At 65.8% G+C, this 17064-nt stretch carries 13 protein-coding genes; 5 read left to right on the forward strand and 8 right to left on the reverse strand.

Translation table 11 applies throughout. From position 1 onward, the window contains the following. Positions 1-68: 68 nt before the first annotated feature. Positions 69-932: an IclR family transcriptional regulator gene (locus O6Y00_RS07725; protein WP_353442012.1), complete on the reverse strand. Its 864-nt coding sequence runs from the start codon at positions 930-932 to the stop codon at positions 69-71. A 138-nt stretch (positions 933-1070) separates the two neighbouring features. Here O6Y00_RS07725 and lldD point away from each other — a divergent pair, with 138 nt between their 5' ends. Then, positions 1071-2204: an FMN-dependent L-lactate dehydrogenase LldD gene (lldD, locus tag O6Y00_RS07730; RefSeq protein WP_353442013.1), complete on the forward strand. Its 1134-nt coding sequence runs from the start codon at positions 1071-1073 to the stop codon at positions 2202-2204. Between the two features lie 204 nt (positions 2205-2408). Here lldD and fucP read toward each other — a convergent pair whose 3' ends face one another. Genes fucP through O6Y00_RS07755 form a run of 5 tightly spaced genes read right to left on the reverse strand, consistent with a single transcriptional unit; the run spans position 2409 to position 7336 of the window. Then, positions 2409-3686 carry an L-fucose:H+ symporter permease gene (gene fucP, locus O6Y00_RS07735; RefSeq protein WP_353442014.1) on the reverse strand — a complete coding sequence of 426 codons (1278 nt, stop codon included), beginning with the start codon at positions 3684-3686 and terminating at the stop codon, positions 2409-2411. 29 nt (positions 3687-3715) lie between these two features. After that, positions 3716-4468 (reverse strand): SDR family oxidoreductase, encoded by a 753-nt coding sequence (locus O6Y00_RS07740; RefSeq protein ID WP_353442015.1) that lies wholly within the window; start codon positions 4466-4468, stop codon positions 3716-3718. Further along, positions 4465-5742: an L-fuconate dehydratase gene (locus O6Y00_RS07745; RefSeq protein WP_353442016.1), complete on the reverse strand. Its 1278-nt coding sequence runs from the start codon at positions 5740-5742 to the stop codon at positions 4465-4467. Before O6Y00_RS07745 ends, O6Y00_RS07740 begins: the two co-directional genes overlap by 4 nt. Continuing rightward, positions 5739-6584: a fumarylacetoacetate hydrolase family protein gene (locus O6Y00_RS07750; RefSeq protein ID WP_353442017.1), complete on the reverse strand. Its 846-nt coding sequence runs from the start codon at positions 6582-6584 to the stop codon at positions 5739-5741. The genes O6Y00_RS07745 and O6Y00_RS07750 overlap by 4 nt, the downstream gene beginning before the upstream one ends. An 11-nt stretch (positions 6585-6595) precedes the next feature. Next, entirely contained in the window at positions 6596-7336 is a 741-nt protein-coding gene (locus O6Y00_RS07755) for an SDR family oxidoreductase (protein ID WP_353442018.1), read from the reverse strand. A 153-nt stretch (positions 7337-7489) separates the two neighbouring features. Here O6Y00_RS07755 and O6Y00_RS07760 point away from each other — a divergent pair, with 153 nt between their 5' ends. Then, the gene (locus tag O6Y00_RS07760; RefSeq protein WP_353442019.1) at positions 7490-7837 is read left to right on the forward strand and encodes an L-rhamnose mutarotase; all 348 of its coding nucleotides are present in this window, start codon (positions 7490-7492) and stop codon (positions 7835-7837) included. A gap of 57 nt (positions 7838-7894) precedes the next feature. Here the strand turns inward: O6Y00_RS07760 and O6Y00_RS07765 are convergent, their stop codons facing one another. Beyond that, complete coding sequence (locus O6Y00_RS07765; RefSeq protein ID WP_435368598.1) at positions 7895-8908, reverse strand: N(4)-(beta-N-acetylglucosaminyl)-L-asparaginase; 1014 nt, start codon at positions 8906-8908, stop codon at positions 7895-7897. A gap of 199 nt (positions 8909-9107) precedes the next feature. On the opposite strand from O6Y00_RS07765, the gene O6Y00_RS07770 reads away from it, so the two are divergent. Further along, positions 9108-12191: a TonB-dependent receptor domain-containing protein gene (locus tag O6Y00_RS07770; RefSeq protein ID WP_353442020.1), complete on the forward strand. Its 3084-nt coding sequence runs from the start codon at positions 9108-9110 to the stop codon at positions 12189-12191. A 66-nt stretch (positions 12192-12257) separates the two neighbouring features. On the opposite strand, the gene O6Y00_RS07775 is transcribed toward O6Y00_RS07770, so the two are convergent. After that, positions 12258-14552, reverse strand: coding sequence for an ATP-dependent helicase (locus tag O6Y00_RS07775; protein WP_353442252.1), 2295 nt, complete (start codon positions 14550-14552; stop codon positions 12258-12260). A gap of 218 nt (positions 14553-14770) precedes the next feature. On the opposite strand from O6Y00_RS07775, the gene O6Y00_RS07780 reads away from it, so the two are divergent. Both O6Y00_RS07780 and O6Y00_RS07785 read left to right on the forward strand, forming a co-directional pair. Then, positions 14771-15100, forward strand: a complete 330-nt coding sequence (locus O6Y00_RS07780) for a UrcA family protein (protein WP_353442021.1) — start codon at positions 14771-14773, stop codon at positions 15098-15100. Between the two features lie 254 nt (positions 15101-15354). Continuing rightward, on the forward strand, positions 15355-17025 hold the full coding sequence (locus O6Y00_RS07785) for an inorganic phosphate transporter (RefSeq protein ID WP_353442022.1): 1671 nt from the start codon (positions 15355-15357) through the stop codon (positions 17023-17025). The last annotated feature ends 39 nt before the right edge of the window (positions 17026-17064 follow it).

A 17064-nucleotide genomic window follows, 5' to 3' on the forward strand; every position in this document is an offset into this window, starting at 1 on the left:
ATCGGCAATCAGCGAGCTTAGCGCGCAAGTCCGTCAGTCTCGAAATTGGGTTCAGCTGTCCGCCGCGGCTACGATCGTCCCGCTTTCAGGGCCTCGCGGGCGGGCGAACCGTGCCAGCCCAGCGCCTCCGAGATCTGGCCGGCGGTATGCTTCAATGCCGCCAGTGCTTCGTCCGCCGAGATGTGCGGAGTCTCGTCGATCACCTCGAGGAACGGGATCGTGAGTGCCGCCACGACCTGCCCGTCATACCCGAAGATCGGGCAGCTCATGTCGGAGACGCCCGCCATCCGCGTGCTCTGGATCGATTCATGGCCGCGTTCGCGGATTGCGGCGAGATGTGCGTCGAAGTCGATGCGTGTCGCGGTGTCAGTCGCCGGCGCGATGACCGTGTCGAGGATCGCCGATCGCGCGCTATCGGCCAGGAACGCGAGCAGGACGTGGCCAGAGCAGTTCGTCGCCAGCGCGATACTGGTGCCGAGGCGGACCGCGAACCCGGTCGGCCCGGGGCTTTCCTGCCGATGCACGATCAGTCCGTGCGTATCGCTCAGCACGACGAGATGACAGGATTGCATCGCGACCGCCGACAAAGCCTGCATCGGCGGCGCGGCGACGAGGGTCAGCGCCTGCGCGGGGGTCGCGCGGTGCGCGGTTTCGAGCAGCTTGTAGGTCACCCGGTACCGATCGCTCGCCGCATCCTTGTGCAGCCATCCCCGGCGATCGAGCACGACGATCACGCGGAAGAGCTCGCTGATCGATCGCGACAGCCGGTTCGCGATCTCGGTGATCGTCAGGCCGCCGGGCTCGGTGGCGAGCAATTCGACGATGTCGATCGCCTTTTCGAGCGCGGGCGCCGAATAGACGCGTTGTCCGCCGGGGTTGGTACTCGAGGGAGGGGATGGCGCGGTCGGGGCCGCGGCGGAAGCTGTCGTCATGGACCATACTCTTAAGCCGCAACCACCGCGCCGTTCCATCGCTCATTCCGATCTGACCGTTGCTGGCAGGTCCCCGGCCTTGCTAGAGGCTCGAACGTCGCGATTCGGGATGGATGCGCATAATATGGGAGCTTCCGCATGACGATCGCCTCGACGCTCGATTTTCGCGAGGCCGCGCGCAAGCGACTGCCGCGGTTCCTGTTCGACTATGCGGATGGCGGCTCCTATGCGGAGGCGACGCTCGCGCGTAACGTCAGCGACCTGTCGGGGATCGCGCTGCGCCAGCGCGTGTTGCGCGACGTGTCCGATATCGATCTGTCGACGACGCTGTTCGGCCAGCATCAGGCGCTGCCGGTCGGGCTTGGACCGGTCGGGATCGCAGGCATGTACCATCGCCGCGGCGAGACTCAGGCGGCGCGGGCTGCGCATGCCGCGGGGGTGCCGTTCTGCCTGTCGACGGTGTCGCTCTGTTCGCTCGGCGAGGTGGTGAAGGCGGCACCGACCGGGCCGACCTGGTTCCAGCTTTACGTTATTCGCGACCGCGCGTTCATGCGCGATCTGCTCGCCACGGCGAAGGCTAAAGGTGCGAAGGCGCTGGTGTTCACGGTCGACATGCCGGTCCCGGGCGCGCGCTACCGCGATCAGCATTCGGGAATGTCGGGGCCGCGCGCGCCGCTGCGCCGGATGTTGCAGGCGATGGGGCGTCCAGGCTGGGCGTGGGACGTCGGGCTGCACGGCCGGCCGCACCAACTGGGTAATCTGGAGCCGGTGCTGGGCAAGGCGAGCGGGCTGAACGACTATATGGGCTGGCTCGGCAGCAATTTCGATCCGTCGATCGCGTGGAAGGACCTGGAGTGGATCCGCGAAGGCTGGGATGGGCCGCTGATCATCAAGGGCATCCTCGACCCGGATGACGCGCGCGAGGCGGCGGCGATCGGTGCGGACGGGATCGTCGTGTCGAACCATGGCGGCCGGCAGCTCGACGGCGTGTTGTCGAGCGCAGCGGCGCTGCCGGCGATCGCGGAGGCGGTGAAGGGGCAGCTTACCGTGCTGGCCGATTCGGGCGTGCGGTCGGGGCTCGACGTGGTGCGGATGCTGGCGCTGGGGGCGGATGGCGTGTTGCTCGGCCGGTCGTGGCTGTATGCGCTGGCGGCGCGGGGCGAGGCGGGCGTGACCCAGTTGCTGACGCTGATCGAGCGGGAGATGCGGGTGGCGATGGCGCTGACGGGGGTGCGGTCGATTGCGGAGATCGACCGGAGTATTCTGGTTTGAGGGGAAACTTCCTAAAATTCGCTTCACGCTCACGCACGCTGCTTAAGTTAACCACCCCGGCGAAGGCCGGGGCCCAGTTGGAAAGGTCGTCATAACGTAGGACGGTCCCTAGTTACCTCCGTCCCCCAACTGGGCCCCGGCCTTCGCCGGGGTGGTGGCAACATCGGGAGGTCCTGCGAGCTCCCCAGTGCCTCGATATAGAGCTTAGTGGATCGTCGGCTGTAGCTTTTCACCCGACAGCGTCCGCCCGGCCTTCACCGCGAACGCCAGCACCACCAGGAAGCACACCGCCGGCACCAGCATCGCGGTGTCGATCCCGGCGAAGTCGGAGATATGCCCCATCAGCCCGGTCAGCACCGCGCCGCCGATGATCGCCATGATGATCAGCGAAGCGCCCGCGCGACGGAGCGGGCCGAGTCCGTCCATGCCGAGCGCGAAGATCGTCGGGAACTGGATCGACATGAACAGGCTGGCGAGCACCAGCGCGTACAACCCGACCTGCCCACCGACGAGACCCGCGACGGCGGCGAGCACCGCACTGACCATCGCGAAGATCGCGAGTAGGCGAGGGGGCGCGATCTTGCCCATCAGTGCGGTGCCGGCGAAGCGGCCGATCCCGAACAGTACGAGGCTGGCGAACAGGTAGTCCGCGGCATCGTGCTCGGCCATGCCGGGGACGTTCGCTTGCGCATAGCGGATCGTATAGCTCCACATCCCGACCTGCGCGCCGACGTAGAAGAACTGTGTCACCGTCGCGAAGATCAGCCGCGGGTGGCGGAAAACGTCGACGAACCGCGAGGGGGCACCGACGGTTTCTTCCGCGCGGTGCTCGGGAAAGCGGATCACGGCGGCGGCGACCGCGAACAGCAGCACGACCAGGCCGATCACGAGATAGGGCGTCTGCACCGCGACGACTTCGCTGCGATAGAAGGCCTCGCGCGCCGCCGGGCTCATCGCCGCGACGGCGCTCTCGTCATGGACGATCGCCGAGAGGATGAAATACTTGCCGATCAGCACGCCCGCGACGGTACCGACCGGGTTCGCGGCCTGAGCCCAGTTGAGCCGCTTGGCCGCGGTCGTCGGGTCGCCGAGTTCGGTCATCAGCGGGTTCGCCGACGTCTCCAGGAATGCCAGCCCGCACGCGATCACGAACAGCGCGGCGAGGAAATACAGATACTCCCCGTAATGCGCGGCCGGATAGAACAGCAGCGCCCCCGCCGCATACAGCACGAGCCCGGTGACGATCGCGGTCTTGTAGCCCTTCGCGCGCGTCACCAGCGCGGCCGGCACCGCGAGCAGGAAATAGCCCATGTAGAAGGCCTGCTGGACGAAGCTGGTCTGGAAGTCGGTGAGCGTGAACGCCTTCTTGAACTGCGCGATCAGGATGTCGTTGAGGTTGTTCGCCATCCCCCAGAGGAAGAACAGCGCGACCGTCAGCACGATCGCCGGCACATATTTCCTGTCGGCGGTCGTTCCGCGCATTGATCCACTCCTAATTATGTTTTCGTTCGTCAGTCTATCGCGCGATCGAGATGGGTATAGCCGCCATCGACGTAGAGCCACTGGCCGGTCGTGTGGCTTGCCCGGTCGGAGAGCAGGAACACCACCGTGTCTGCGATCTCGCGATCCTCTGTCATGCGGGTGCCTAGCGGGATGCGCGATACGATGCCGTCGAGCTTTGCCTGCGGATCGTCGAAACTGTCGATCCAGCGCTGGTAGAGCGGCGTCATCACCTCGGCGGGGATCACCGCGTTGACGCGGATCCCGTCGCCACGCAGCGCCACCGCCCATTCGCGGGTCAGCGCGAGTTGCGCCCCCTTGGCGGCGGCGTAGGCGCTGGTGTCGCCTTGCCCGGTAACCGCGGTCTTCGACGAGATGTTGACGATCGCGCCGCCGGTCTTGCGCAGATGCGGCACCGCGTGATGCGCCATCGCGAAATAATGGACGAGGTTCTGATCGAGCGATGCGCGAAACTCCGCCGGCGTCCGGCCGAGCCCGATATTGTCGTTGGCGCCGGCGTTGTTCACCAGCCCGTCGAGCCGGCCATAATGTGCGACCGCCGCTTCGACCGCCGCCGCGCACGCAGCGTCGTCGGACAATTCGGTCGCGACGAACAGATGCTCGGCCGCGAAGTCCTCCGGCGCGTTCCGCGACACGATCACGGGGATCGCGCCTTCCTCGGCCAGTTCGCGCGAGATGGCGAGGCCGATCCCGGCCCCGCCACCCGTGACGATCACGACCTTGCCGTCGAGCCCGAGCTTCATCCGGCGAACCGATAGTCGATCAGCGACTGCGGCTTCATCTCGATCGAATAGCCCGGCAGCGTCGGCGGCATGTAGGCCGCGTCGCGGATCACGCAGGGGTCGACGAAATGCTCGTGGAGATGGTCGACATACTCGATCACGCGCCCCTCCTTGGTCCCGGAGAAGCAGAGATAGTCGATCATCGACAGATGCTGGACATATTCGCACAGCCCGACCCCGCCCGCATGCGGACACACCGGCAGGTCGTACCGGGCCGCGAGCAACAGCACCGCCAGCACCTCGTTGACGCCGCCCAGACGGCAGCTGTCGATCTGCACGACGTCGATCGCGCCCGCCGCCATGAACTGTTTGAACATGATCCGGTTCTGGCACATCTCGCCGGTCGCGACCTTCACCTCGCCGATCGCGTTGCGGATCGCCTGGTGGCCGAGGATATCGTCGGGGCTGGTCGGCTCCTCGATGAACCACGGTTTGGCGAAGGCGAGCGCGTTGACCCATTCGATCGCCTGCGGCACGTCCCACACCTGGTTCGCGTCGATCATCAGCTTGCGGTCGGGCCCGAGCACTTCGCGCGCGATCGTGAGGCGACGGATATCGTCCTCGAGATCGCGACCGACCTTCAGCTTGATATAGTCGAACCCGGCGTCGACAGCTTCCTGCGCGAGCCGGCGCAGCTTCTCGTCGGGATAGCCGAGCCACCCCGCCGACGTCGTGTAGCAGGGGAAACCGGTCGCCTCGAGATCGGCGATCCGCTCGGCCTTGCCCGCAGCGCGGTTCGTCAGCAGCGTGAGCGCGTCTTCCGGCGTGATCGCGTCGGTCAGGTACCGGAAGTCGATCGTCCGGACCAGTTCCTCCGGGGTCATCTCCGCGACGAGGCGCCAGACCGGCTTGCCGACCGCCTTCGCCCAAAGGTCCCAGATCGCGTTCACCACCGCGCCGGTCGCGAGATGGATCGCGCCCTTGTCGGGGCCGATCCAGCGCAACTGGCTGTCGCCGGTCAGGTGCCGCCACATGCGCCCTGGATTCTCGATGATCCAGTCGAGGTCGAGCCCGATCACGAGATGCCGCATCGCCTCTATCGCGGCGACGCAAATGTCGTTGCCGCGGCCGATCGTGAAGGTCAGGCCGTGGCCTTCGAGCCCGTCCGTATCCGTGTCCAGCACGACATAGGCAGCCGAGTAGTCCGGATCGGGGTTCATCGCGTCCGACCCGTCGAGCCCCGCGCTGGTCGGGAAACGAAGGTCGATCGTTCGTAGGCCGGTGATGGTTGTCACGCGGCGGCGACCATCGTCTGAGTCTGCTCGCCGAGCCCATCGATGCCGAGCCGCACCGTCTGACCCGCACGCAGATAGACCGACGGCTTCTGGCCGAGACCGACGCCTGCGGGGGTGCCGGTCGAGATGATGTCGCCGGCTTCGAGCGTGCAGAAGTCGCTGAGGTAGGACACGATCGTCGCGACGTCGAAGATCATGTTGGCAGTCGTGCCGTCCTGATAGCGATGGCCGTCTACTTCGAGCCACAGGCCCAGCTTTTGGGGATCGCCGACCTCGTCCGCGGTGACGAGCCAGGGACCGATCGGGCCGAACGTATCGCAGCCCTTGCCCTTGTCCCACGTACCGCCACGCTCGAGCTGGAACGCGCGCTCGGACACGTCGTGGACGACGCAATAGCCGGCCACGTGCGACAGCGCGTCTTCCTTGGCGATGTGGCGGCCGGGCGTACCGATGACGACGCCGAGTTCGACCTCCCAGTCGGTCTTCTCCGAGCCGCGCGGGATCTCGACGTCGTCGTTCGGGCCCTGGATCGCGCTGGTCCACTTGCCGAACACGACCGGCTCGGTGGGGAGGGCCATGTTGCTCTCTGCGGCGTGGTCCGAATAGTTCAGGCCGATGCAGATGAACTTGCCGGTCCGCGTGACGCACGGCCCGATCCGTGGCGCGCCGTCGACCCTGGGCAAGGTCGATACGTCGAGCGCGGCGATCTTCGCGAGCCCCTCGGGCGACAGCAGGTCACCGGCGAGATCGCCGAGGTCCGCGGGCAGCGCGCGGATCGCGCCGTCCTGATCGAGGATGCCGGGCTTTTCCTGGCCGCGCGGGCCGTAACGCAATAATTTCATCCGGAATTCCTTTAGTTGACCCAGCCGCCGTCGATCACGTGGACCGCGCCGGTGGTGAAGCTCGATTCGTCGCTGGCGAGATACAGGAACAGCGCGGCGATCTCTTCGGCGCGGCCCAGCCGGCCCATCGGCTGGCGCGCGACGAACGCGGCGTCCGCTTCGCTGACCGAAATGCCCTGAGTCCCTGCTTGCGAGACGATGCGTTCGCGCAAGGACGGGGTCTCGATCGTGCCCGGGCACACGCAGTTGCAGCGGATCCCGCGGCCGACGAAATCGGCCGCCACGGCCTTGGTCAGCCCGACCACCGCCGCCTTCGATGCGCCGTAGGCGTAGCGGTTGGGGATGCCCTTCACGCTCGACGCGATGCTGCTCATGTTGACGATCGCACCACCGCCGCGCGTCAGCATGCCGGGCAGGAACGCGCGGGTCATGCGGTGCATCGCGTGGACGTTGAGGTCGAACGATAGCATCCAGTCGTCGTCGCTGCCTTGCAGGATGTCGCCTGCCGCAACGAAGCCGGCGACGTTCGCGAGAATGTCGATGTCGCCGATCACGCCCGGTAACGCGGCGATCGCGCTGGCGTCGAGCAGGTCGACGACGTGATGTTCGACGCCTTCGATCGCCTTCAGCGCGTCGCCGTCACGGTCGAGCGCGAAGACGCGCGCGCCTTCGTCTCGGAAGCGTTCAGCGGTTGCGCGGCCGATGCCCTGCGCCGCGGCGGTCACCACCGCGGTCTTGCCCGACAGTCTCATTCCATCTCCTGCGCGTCGTTGTGATTTCAGTTAGTTTTATTAGTCAAAGTGGCTTTTGTGAAGGGCTGCGATATGATGGGGCGGTAGCCGGGTGCCGCGACAGGCTCGGACGAGGCTCCGCGAAGACCAGGAGAGGTCGGAAAGGACACGAGCATGGCATACCGGATCGTCAGCGCACTCGACCTGGTCGATGACGAAGCGTTGATCGCCGCCTACCGCGATCGACATGCCCCCGGCGCGGTGTGGCCCGAGATCGTCCGCGACATTCGCGACCGTGGCTATCGCGACATGGAGATCTGGCACGTCGCCGATCGGCTGGTGATGATCGCGGACGTCGAGGACGATTTTCCCCGACCGGCCGATCCTGCCGTTCAGCATCGGGTGGCGGCATGGGAAGCGGAGATGGATCGCTACCAGCAGCCGATCGAACCGACCGGCGAGAAATGGCTGTCGATGACACGGCTCTTCTCCCTCGACGATCAGCGGGACGAACCAGACTGATCGGTCTTGTCGCGATAGGATTGGTATTGCCGGCGCGACCGCGCCTTCACGCGCTGGTCATGCCTTGAACAAGGACGCGGCCTTCAGGACCATCGTCTTGCCGGCCGCGTTGGTCACCGCATAGGTGAAGCCAGGCAGCAGGCAGAACGCCCCGACATTGCCATTGGGATCAAGCGCCAGGAAACCGACCTGTACCCCGCGGATCGCATCGCCGCGGAGGCGGGCGATGTGGCGGACGACTTCTTCGCATGCCCGTTGTGGTGTCGCACCGCCGCGCATCGAGGCAACCACGCGCGCAGACCCCGCCACGCGCGTCACCTCTTCGCCGAGACCGGTCGAGGTTGCACCGCCAACGCCCGCCTCGACGTACAGCCCCGACCCGACCTGCGGCGAATCGCCAACCCGGCCGCGCATCTTGAACGCCATGCCCGACGTGGTGCACGCCCCGGCCATGCGACCATCGGCAGTGCGCGCGAGCAACCCGATCGTATCGTGATCCAGCGCGCCGCCCGGCGTGCGCGTGATCCGGTTTTCGCTATTGGCCTCCGGTTTGTAGTTGGCGGTCTTGAGCCATTCCCGCCAGGCTTTCTCGGACTCGGGCGTCAGCAGCGACTGTTGCGTAAAGCCCTGGTCGCGCGCGAAGCGGGTCGCGCCTTCGCCGACCAAGAACGTGTGCGGCGTTCGCTCCATTACCCGCCGCGCGACCGAGATCGCGTGCATCGTGTTCTCCAGCGCAGCGACCGCACCGACGCCGCCGGCATCGTCCATGATGACGGCATCGAGCGTCACATGCCCGTCGCGGTCGGGATAGCCCGAATAGCCGACGCTGTGATTGGTCGGGTCCGCTTCCGGTACCATCGCGCCGGCCTCGACCGCGTCGATCAGCGTCCCGCCAGCCCTCAGTCGCGCAAACGCCGCGGCATTGGCGGCGGCACCGAAATCCCAAGTCGAAAGGACGACTGCGCCAGCGCCAGGCCCCGACCGCACGGCTTCGGCCGCCGCGACGCTCCCGGCCAGCGTCATGGTGCCGGTCGCTCCGAGGCCTGCGAGCACTGCGCGTCGTGTGGTCACCATCGTTTCCTCGATTGATCGATCCTTGCGCAAGCGTATCGCAGGGTTTCGCGGTTCGCCAGTGGTGACGTCAAAATGCAACATATCATACAAAATGGTCTCTAGAGGTATTGTTCGGGTATTGACGGCATGCCGCAACTGAAGGAGCATCGCCGCATCCGATCAGGCGTCATTGCGTCGACGGGGAACAGGGGTCGCCATGAACTTCAATATTTCGGTGTCGCAGATCGCTTTGTTCGGTGCGCTCATCGCGGGTGCGGTCCCCGCGGCGGCGCAGGATATGCCTGCCAGTGCTGCGACGCCGACACAGGCCGAAGCGACCACGCCCGACCAGGCCAAGGTGCAGGCCGACGCGACCACCGCGACCGCAGCGGTCGATCGCGACAGCCAGTCGGACGCATCGATCGTGGTCACCGGATCGCGCATCCAGCGTCCGAACATGACCTCGGCCGCGCCGATCACATCGATCACCTCGCAGGATATTCGCGCGCAGGCGCCGACCAATATCGAGGACGTGCTGAACCGGCTTCCGCAGATCTCACCGGATTCGCAGCAGACCTATCAGGATTCGGACGGGCGCCAGCGCATCAAGCTGCGCAGCCTCGGGTTCGAGCGGACTCTAACGCTCATCGACGGCAAGCGGCTCGGCACGCAGAACGGGCAGGATGCGGGTATCATCCCGCCATCGCTGCTCGAACGGGTCGACGTGCTGACCGGCGGCGCGTCGTCGGTCTATGGCTCGGACGCGGTCGCGGGCGTGGTGAACTTCATCCTGAAGAAGGATTTCGAAGGGCTCCAGATCGACGGCAATTACAATTTCTACAACCACGACAACAAGGACACGATCGTCTCGCCGCTGGCGCGCGCGAACAGCTTCGGCAGCCCGCGCGGATTGGCCAATGACGGCGGCCGGGCCGACATCACGGTGACCGCCGGCAAGAAGCTGTTCGACGGTGCGCTGCGCGTGTCCGGCTTCGTGAATTATCGGCACACCGATATCGTGCCGTACGACGCGCGCTCCAGCTCCGCCTGCCAACTGGTCCAGACCGGCAAGGACGGTCCGTTGTCGTGCACGCTGTCGACCTATTCGCGCAGCGGCTATATCTCGCCGCGCTCGGGCGCGAACAACGGCGCCGCCTACGTCAACAATCCCAACGGCTCGCGCAATTTCGTGCCCTACGGCGCGGGCGCAGGCAACGCGGCCAACCCATATGACGGCTATTCCTATCAGCGCGCGTCCGAGCGCTGGAACGCCGGCGGCTTCGTCAGCGCCGACATCACGCCGGATATCGAGGTCTATGGATCGGGCATCTGGTTCCGCGACAAGTCCGTCAACGTCTATCCCGCGCGGATCTACAGCTACACCGTCTACGGCGATCAGCCCTACCAGGTGAATTGCAACAACCCGTATCTGTCGGGCTCGCAGGCGACCGCGATCTGCGGCGCTGCCGCTGGCACGGCCACGAACGCGCCGCTCGAACTACGCTATCGCTTTAACGACGTCGCGGACGTTCCAGACGTCTATATCAACAGCGGCGTGCGCGCGACCGGCGGGTTCCGCGGCAAGGTCGGCGATGCGTGGACCTGGGATGTCGGCGGCGTCTACGCGCGCAACCAGCAGGTCGTGAAGCCCGGCGTCCTGCCGAACTACGACCGCGTCAACCAGTCGCTCAACATCGTCAACGTGAACGGCGTACCGACCTGCGCGAGTGGTGCCGCCGGGTGCGTTCCGTTCAACGCCTTCACCGCAAACACGCCGGGCCAGCCGCTCGTCGACTGGCTGTTCACGACACCCGGCGGCAAGACCAAGGGGGTCGGCACGCTGTGGGACGGGCTGATCTCGGTCACTGGCGATCTCGGCAAATACGGCATCACCTCGCCACTCGCCAACCAGGGCGTGGCGATCGCGCTCGGTGCGGAATACCGCAACGACAACTATACCTCGACCGCCGATGCCGCCTATCGCGACCTCAACGGCGGCAGCGATCTCGATATCTCGCAGCACGTCTGGGAATCGAACATCGAAGTCCAGGCGCCGCTCATCGAGGATCGGCCGTTCGCGCACCTGTTGCAGGCGAACGGCGGCTACCGCGTCTCCAAATACAGCAGCAACCCGAGCACGTTCAACACGTGGAAGATCGAGGGTATCTACGCTCCGGTGAGCGACCTGACGTTCCGTGGATCGTACAACAAGGCGCAACGCGCGCCGACCGTGATCGAGATCGGCCAGGCGAAGAACATTAGCTATGGCCTGCAGGGCGGCTCGCAGAATGATTTCTGTGCGCCGACGGTCACGACCGGTGCGGACGGCAAGATCACTTATGGCACGCCGGTCGCCTCGCGCGACGTCTGCCGTGCGACAGGCCTGTCCGACGCGCTGTACGGAAGCCCGACCTTGCTCTGCGCGCAGGGCGACGGCAACCAGTGCACGGTCCGCTCGGGTGGCTTCACCGCCGATCCCGAGACCGCGTACACGCTCACCTACGGTCTGGTCGTGAAGCCCCGATTCATCCGCGGCCTCGTCTTCTCGGTCGATCGCTATCAGATCAAGATAGACAACTCGTTGGGATACAACGATTATACCTATTACACCGATGGCTGCCAGCGCTCGAACGGCGATCCGTTCTTCTGCTCGGGCATCGTCCGCCAGCCGGGAACCGGCATCCTCTACGCACCGGCGGCCAGCAACCCGACCAGCGGTTTCATCCGCCAGGGCACCACGAACTATTACAAGTCGATCTCGCGCGGGATCGATTTCCAGGCGCAATACACGCTTGGGCTCGGTGGTGCGGGCAAGCTCGACTGGAACTTCAACGGCTCGCTGACGACCTTTGCCGGCAGCCAGGATTCGCCACTGCTCGCCAAGCGCAATTGCGCCGGCTATTACGGCAACGGGTGCAGCCAGTTGCTGCCGAAATGGTCGCACGGCCTGCGTACGACCTACACGACGGGTGACGGAGTGTTCAGCACGTCGTTCAACTGGCGCTATGTCGGATCGCTGACCAGCGCCGACAATTCGGGCGATCCGGCGATCGGCGGCACACCGGACCGCGCGCGGACGACGTTCTACCGGATCGCGCCGGTGAGCTATTTCGATCTGGCACTGACCTTCGCGGTCGCCAGGAACTTCTCGCTGCGGTTCATCGCGAACAACCTGCTCGACAAGACCCCGCCGATCCTCGCCAATTCGTACGACATCAGCCTGGCGCGCAGCAACACGATCCCCGCGCGCTACGACCCGCTCGGCCGCAACCTTGCGATCGGCGCGACCGTCCGGTTCTGATTTCACCGTCCCTCCCCGAACTGGAGGCTCGTCAGCGATGGCGAGCCCCTTTTTTTAGGTCCGGCGTTACGGCGTGAGCGTGACGAAGCTGTCCATGACGCGCTTGCGGCCCGACTGTTCGAAGTCGATCTCGAGCTTGTTGCCCTCGATCTCCGCGATCGTGCCGTAGCCGAACTTCTGGTGGAAGACGCGCAGGCCTAGCGAGAGATCGTCGCGGCCCTTGTTGCCGAGGCTGATCGCGCTCGACCGGCTTTCGACGACGCGCGCGGGTTTGACGGAGAAGGTGCTGCCCGTGCCGGCGGCGCTTCCCGATGCGCGCTGCCAGCCGGGGCCGCGGCCGGTGCCGCGGGCGACGTCGGCGAACGGATCGGCGCGGTCGGACCAGTTGGCCTGCCAGAGGCTCGCCCCGCCGGACATCGTCGTTTCCGTGTCGATATGCTCAGGCGGAAGTTCGGCGACGAAGCGTGAGGGGATCGACGAGTTCCACTGGCCATAGATGCGGCGGTTGGCGGCGTGGATGATGACCGCAAGCCGGCGTGCGCGCGTGATCGCGACATAAGCGAGGCGGCGTTCCTCTTCGAGGCTCTTCACGCCGCCTTCGTCGAGCGAGCGCTGCGACGGGAACAGGCCTTCCTCCCAGCCGACCAGGAATACCGTGTCGTATTCGAGGCCCTTGGCGGCGTGGATCGTCATGATCGTGACCTGTGGGTCCTGCGCGCCGCCCTCATTGTCCATTACGAGCGACACGTGTTCGAGGAACGCGCCGAGCGAGTCGTATTCCTCCATCGCGCGGACGAGCTCGCTGAGGTTCTCCAAGCGACCGGTGGCCTCGACCGACTTCTCGGCCTGGTACATCGCGGTGTAGCCGCTCTCGTCGAGCAACTGCCGCGCGAGTTCGGCGTGCGGCAGGCTGGTCGCCATGTCGCGCCAGCGGGCGATGTCGCCGACCAGCCGCCCGAGCGACTTCTTCGCCGCGCCGGTCAGTTCGTCGGTGTCGAGGATGCGCGCGGCGGCGGTGGTCAGCGGTGTGCCGGTGGCGCGGGCGAGCTGATGGATGCGCGCGACCGCCTTGTCGCCGAGGCCGCGTTTGGGGACGTTGACGATGCGTTCGAAGGCGAGGTCGTCGGCCGGCTGGTTGACGACGCGGAGGTACGCCAGCGCGTCGCGGATCTCGGCGCGTTCGTAGAAGCGGAAGCCGCCGACGATCTTGTACGGCATGCCGATCGCGATGAAGCGATCCTCGAACTCGCGCGTCTGGTGCTGCGCGCGGACCAGGATCGCCACTTCGTCGAGGCTCTTGCCCGAGCGACGGACGATGTCGATCTCCTCGCCGACGCGGCGCGCTTCCTCCGGGCCATCCCAGACGCCGATGACCTTGACCTTCTCGCCGACATCGCGCTCGGTCCACAGCTGCTTGCCGAGCCGCCCGCCATTGTTGGCGATCACGCCCGACGCCGCGCCGAGGATGTGCGGCGTGCTGCGGTAATTCTGTTCGAGGCGGATGACCTTCGCGCCCGGAAAGTCGCGTTCGAACTTCAGGATGTTCTCGACCTGCGCGCCGCGCCATGAATAGATCGACTGGTCGTCGTCGCCGACGCAGGCGATGTTCTTGCGCTCCTGTGCGAGCAGCCGTAGCCAGAGATATTGCGACGAATTGGTGTCCTGATACTCGTCGACCATGATGTATTTGAAGCGCTGCTGATACTGCGCCAGCACGTCGCGATGCGTCTTCAGGATGACGAGCATGTGGAGCAGCAGGTCGCCGAAATCGCAGGCGTTCAGCGCGATCAGCCGCGCCTGGTATTGCTGGTACAACTCACCGCCGCGGCCGTTGGCGTAACGCTCAGACTCGCCCGCATCGATATCGGCGGGGACGAGACCCTTGTTCTTCCACTGGTCGATCAGCCCGGCGAGGCTGCGCGTCGGGAAGCGCTTCTCGTCGATGTCCGCGGCGAGGATCAGCTGCTTCAACAACCGCAACTGGTCGTCGGTATCGAGGATGGTGAAGTTCGATTGCAGCCCGACCAGTTCGGCATGACGTCGCAGCATCTTCGCAGCGATCGCGTGGAAGGTGCCGAGCCACGGCATGCCCTCTACCGCGTCGCCGACCAGCCGACCGACCCGCTCGCGCATCTCGCGCGCGGCCTTGTTGGTGAAGGTGACGCTGAGGATCTCCGACGGCCACGCCTTCTTGGTGAAGATCAAATGCGCGAGCCGTGCGGTCAGCGCCGCGGTCTTGCCGGTGCCGGCGCCGGCGATGATCAGCACCGGGCCGTCGGTGGTCAGCACCGCCTCGCGCTGCGGCGGATTGAGGCCGCGGAGATAGGGAGGCTCGGCGTGCGGCGCGGACGTTTGGGCGATCTGGTTCACCGGTGAACAGGTAGGGAACGGGGGCCGATGGAGCAACCTTTGAAACGTCGCCGAACCGTCGCGCAGACGTCACGAAGCGCGCCTAGGGGATGCGCAGCGACGTGGTTCGTGGTCGGAGATGCCGCACCCAGAAAGGTGTCCCGACGCGCTGGCGCCGTCGCCCGCGGGCATAGCCTTGCGGACCGCAGGACGATTTGAGGAACATCATCATGAAGCTTTTCATCAACGTCGCTTCGGCGGCGATCGTCGGCGCTTGCCTGTTTTCCACGGGTGCTTCCGCGAGTTCCGGGCGCGAGCCGGTATCGGTGCGCGTGTCGCGCGCCGGGCTCGACCTGACCAGCGACGTCGGGCGCACCGCGTTCCAGCGCCGGCTACATTCGGCGATCACGAGCGCTTGCCAGTCGCACGGTGCCGGCCTCGCGGCGCTCGCCGACGCGCAACAGTGCCGCAAGGAAATGACCGCCGATGCGGACTTGCAGATGGCCAAGATATTCGGGCGCGATGGCACGCAGCTTGCCAGCATCGATACTGTTCGGTGAGCTACCGTACTTAAGTTCCAGGACGTCGGTCCCTAAAAATCCTCCCCCGCAAGGGGGAGGTGGCGCCGAAGGCGACGGAGGGGGAGGACACGGAACAGCGGTTATGCCTTTCCTCCCCCTCCGTCTGGCAAGCGCCAGCCACCCCCCCCCTGGCGGGGGAGGACTTCAGAGAGCGCGTTCCAAATCAGGCTTCATCGCCGCTTGATTTACATCTGTCATAAGATTGTCATCGTTAGGGTCGACTGCACATTATCATGGCAACCTCCACATTTGCACCCGACGCGCTGACGGCTGATTCGAGCGCCGCGGCGCCGGCGCCGCACGCTGGTCCCAAGCTCGATCATTCGCTGCACCCCGCGGGGCGGTGGATCTTCCTCGCCGTGCTGATCGGCGGCCTTGCCTATGCCGGGTTCAGCATCGCCTTCGACACAGCGCAGGTCGGCGAGAGCCTAGCGGGCGGAGCGTTCGCGTTCCTTGCGCTCGCGCTGTTGATCGCGCTCGGGTTCGAATTCGTGAACGGGTTCCACGACACCGCCAACGCGGTCGCCACGGTCATCTACACGCATTCGATGCCCGCGCCGCTCGCGGTCGTCTGGTCGGGATTCTTCAACTTCCTCGGGGTGATGCTGTCGTCGGGTGCGGTGGCGTATTCGATCGTCACGCTGCTGCCGGTCGATCTGATCCTTAACGTCGGCAGCGTCGGCGGGTTTGCGATGATCTTCGCGCTGTTGCTTGCTGCGATCCTGTGGAACCTCGCGACCTGGGCGGTCGGGCTGCCCAATTCGTCGAGCCATGCGCTAATCGGTTCGATCCTCGGCGTCGGGCTCGCCAACCAGCTCATCAACGGCGGCGGCGCGGACGGAACGTCGGGCGTCGACATGGTGCAGGTCTGGAAGGTTCTCTCTGCGCTCGCATTTAGCCCGATCGTCGGCTTCGTCGGCGCGCTCTTGCTGCTGCTCGTGATGAAGCGCTTCCTGCGCGACAAGAAGCTATACGAGGCGCCCGAGGGCCAGACGCCGCCACCGCGCGGCATCCGGGCATTGCTGATCGGCACCTGCACCGCGGTCAGTTTCGCGCATGGCAGCAATGACGGTCAAAAGGGCATGGGCCTGATCATGCTCATCCTGATCGGTTGCGCGCCGACCGCCTATGCGCTGAACCGGACTATGCCCGAGAGCGCGATGCCCGCATTCGTGCAGTCGGCGCAGGCTGCATCGGCCGCGTACCGCGCGCATGCCGACGGCGCACCCGCCGACGTCGCGACTTCGCGCGCGCAGGTCACCAAGGCACTGAAGAGCAAGCATGTCGCCGACCCGGTCATCTACGGTGCGCTGGCGACATTGTCGGACGACGTGTCGAGCCGGATCGAAAGCTATGGGTCGCTGGGCAAGGTGCCCGCCGCGGCGACGCCGAACCTGCGCAACGACATGTACCTCGTGCTCGATACGACCAAGCTGATCGCCGAGGACAAGTCTGCGCAGAGCCGCTTCACCGCGCAGGAGATCACGACGCTCAAGAGCTACAATAGCGGGCTCGAGCAGGGTACGCGCTACATCCCGACTTGGGTGAAGGTGACCGTCGCGCTGGCGCTTGGTCTTGGGACGATGGTCGGGTGGAAGCGGATCGTCGTCACCGTGGGCGAGCGGATTGGCAAGACGCATTTGACCTACGGCATGGGCGCGTCGGCCGAACTGGTCGCGGCGGCGACGATCTTGCTCGCGGTGCGATACGGCATGCCGGTGTCGACCACGCATATCCTGTCGTCGGGTGTGGCGGGCGCGAGCGTTGCGAATGGCGCCGGGTTGCAGCGCCGTACGGTGATGAACATGGCGCTGGCCTGGATCATGACGCTGCCGGTGGCGATGCTGTTGTCGGGCGTGCTGTACTGGTTGCTGCTGATGCTGGCGCACGCGCTGGGTTATTAATCGGGAACCGCCTGCGCCCCGGCGGGTTGGCCGGACGAT

Origin of the sequence: Sphingomonas faeni, from assembly GCF_040407565.1 — a bacterium.
Lineage (GTDB): Bacteria > Pseudomonadota > Alphaproteobacteria > Sphingomonadales > Sphingomonadaceae > Sphingomonas > Sphingomonas faeni_F.

Excerpts from the sequence above, each read along its gene's own strand:
- O6Y00_RS07740 (WP_353442015.1), bottom strand. The coding sequence starts at position 4,468 with ATGAAGCTCGGGCTCGACGGCAAGGTCGTGATCGTCACGGGTGGCGGG.
- fucP (WP_353442014.1), bottom strand. The coding sequence starts at position 3,686 with ATGCGCGGAACGACCGCCGACAGGAAATATGTGCCGGCGATCGTGCTG.
- O6Y00_RS07760 (WP_353442019.1), top strand. The coding sequence starts at position 7,490 with ATGGCATACCGGATCGTCAGCGCACTCGACCTGGTCGATGACGAAGCG.
- O6Y00_RS07755 (WP_353442018.1), bottom strand. The coding sequence starts at position 7,336 with ATGAGACTGTCGGGCAAGACCGCGGTGGTGACCGCCGCGGCGCAGGGC.
- lldD (WP_353442013.1), top strand. The coding sequence starts at position 1,071 with ATGACGATCGCCTCGACGCTCGATTTTCGCGAGGCCGCGCGCAAGCGA.
- O6Y00_RS07770 (WP_353442020.1), top strand. The coding sequence starts at position 9,108 with ATGAACTTCAATATTTCGGTGTCGCAGATCGCTTTGTTCGGTGCGCTC.
- O6Y00_RS07725 (WP_353442012.1), bottom strand. The coding sequence starts at position 932 with ATGACGACAGCTTCCGCCGCGGCCCCGACCGCGCCATCCCCTCCCTCG.
- O6Y00_RS07785 (WP_353442022.1), top strand. The coding sequence starts at position 15,355 with ATGGCAACCTCCACATTTGCACCCGACGCGCTGACGGCTGATTCGAGC.
- O6Y00_RS07780 (WP_353442021.1), top strand. The coding sequence starts at position 14,771 with ATGAAGCTTTTCATCAACGTCGCTTCGGCGGCGATCGTCGGCGCTTGC.
- O6Y00_RS07750 (WP_353442017.1), bottom strand. The coding sequence starts at position 6,584 with ATGAAATTATTGCGTTACGGCCCGCGCGGCCAGGAAAAGCCCGGCATC.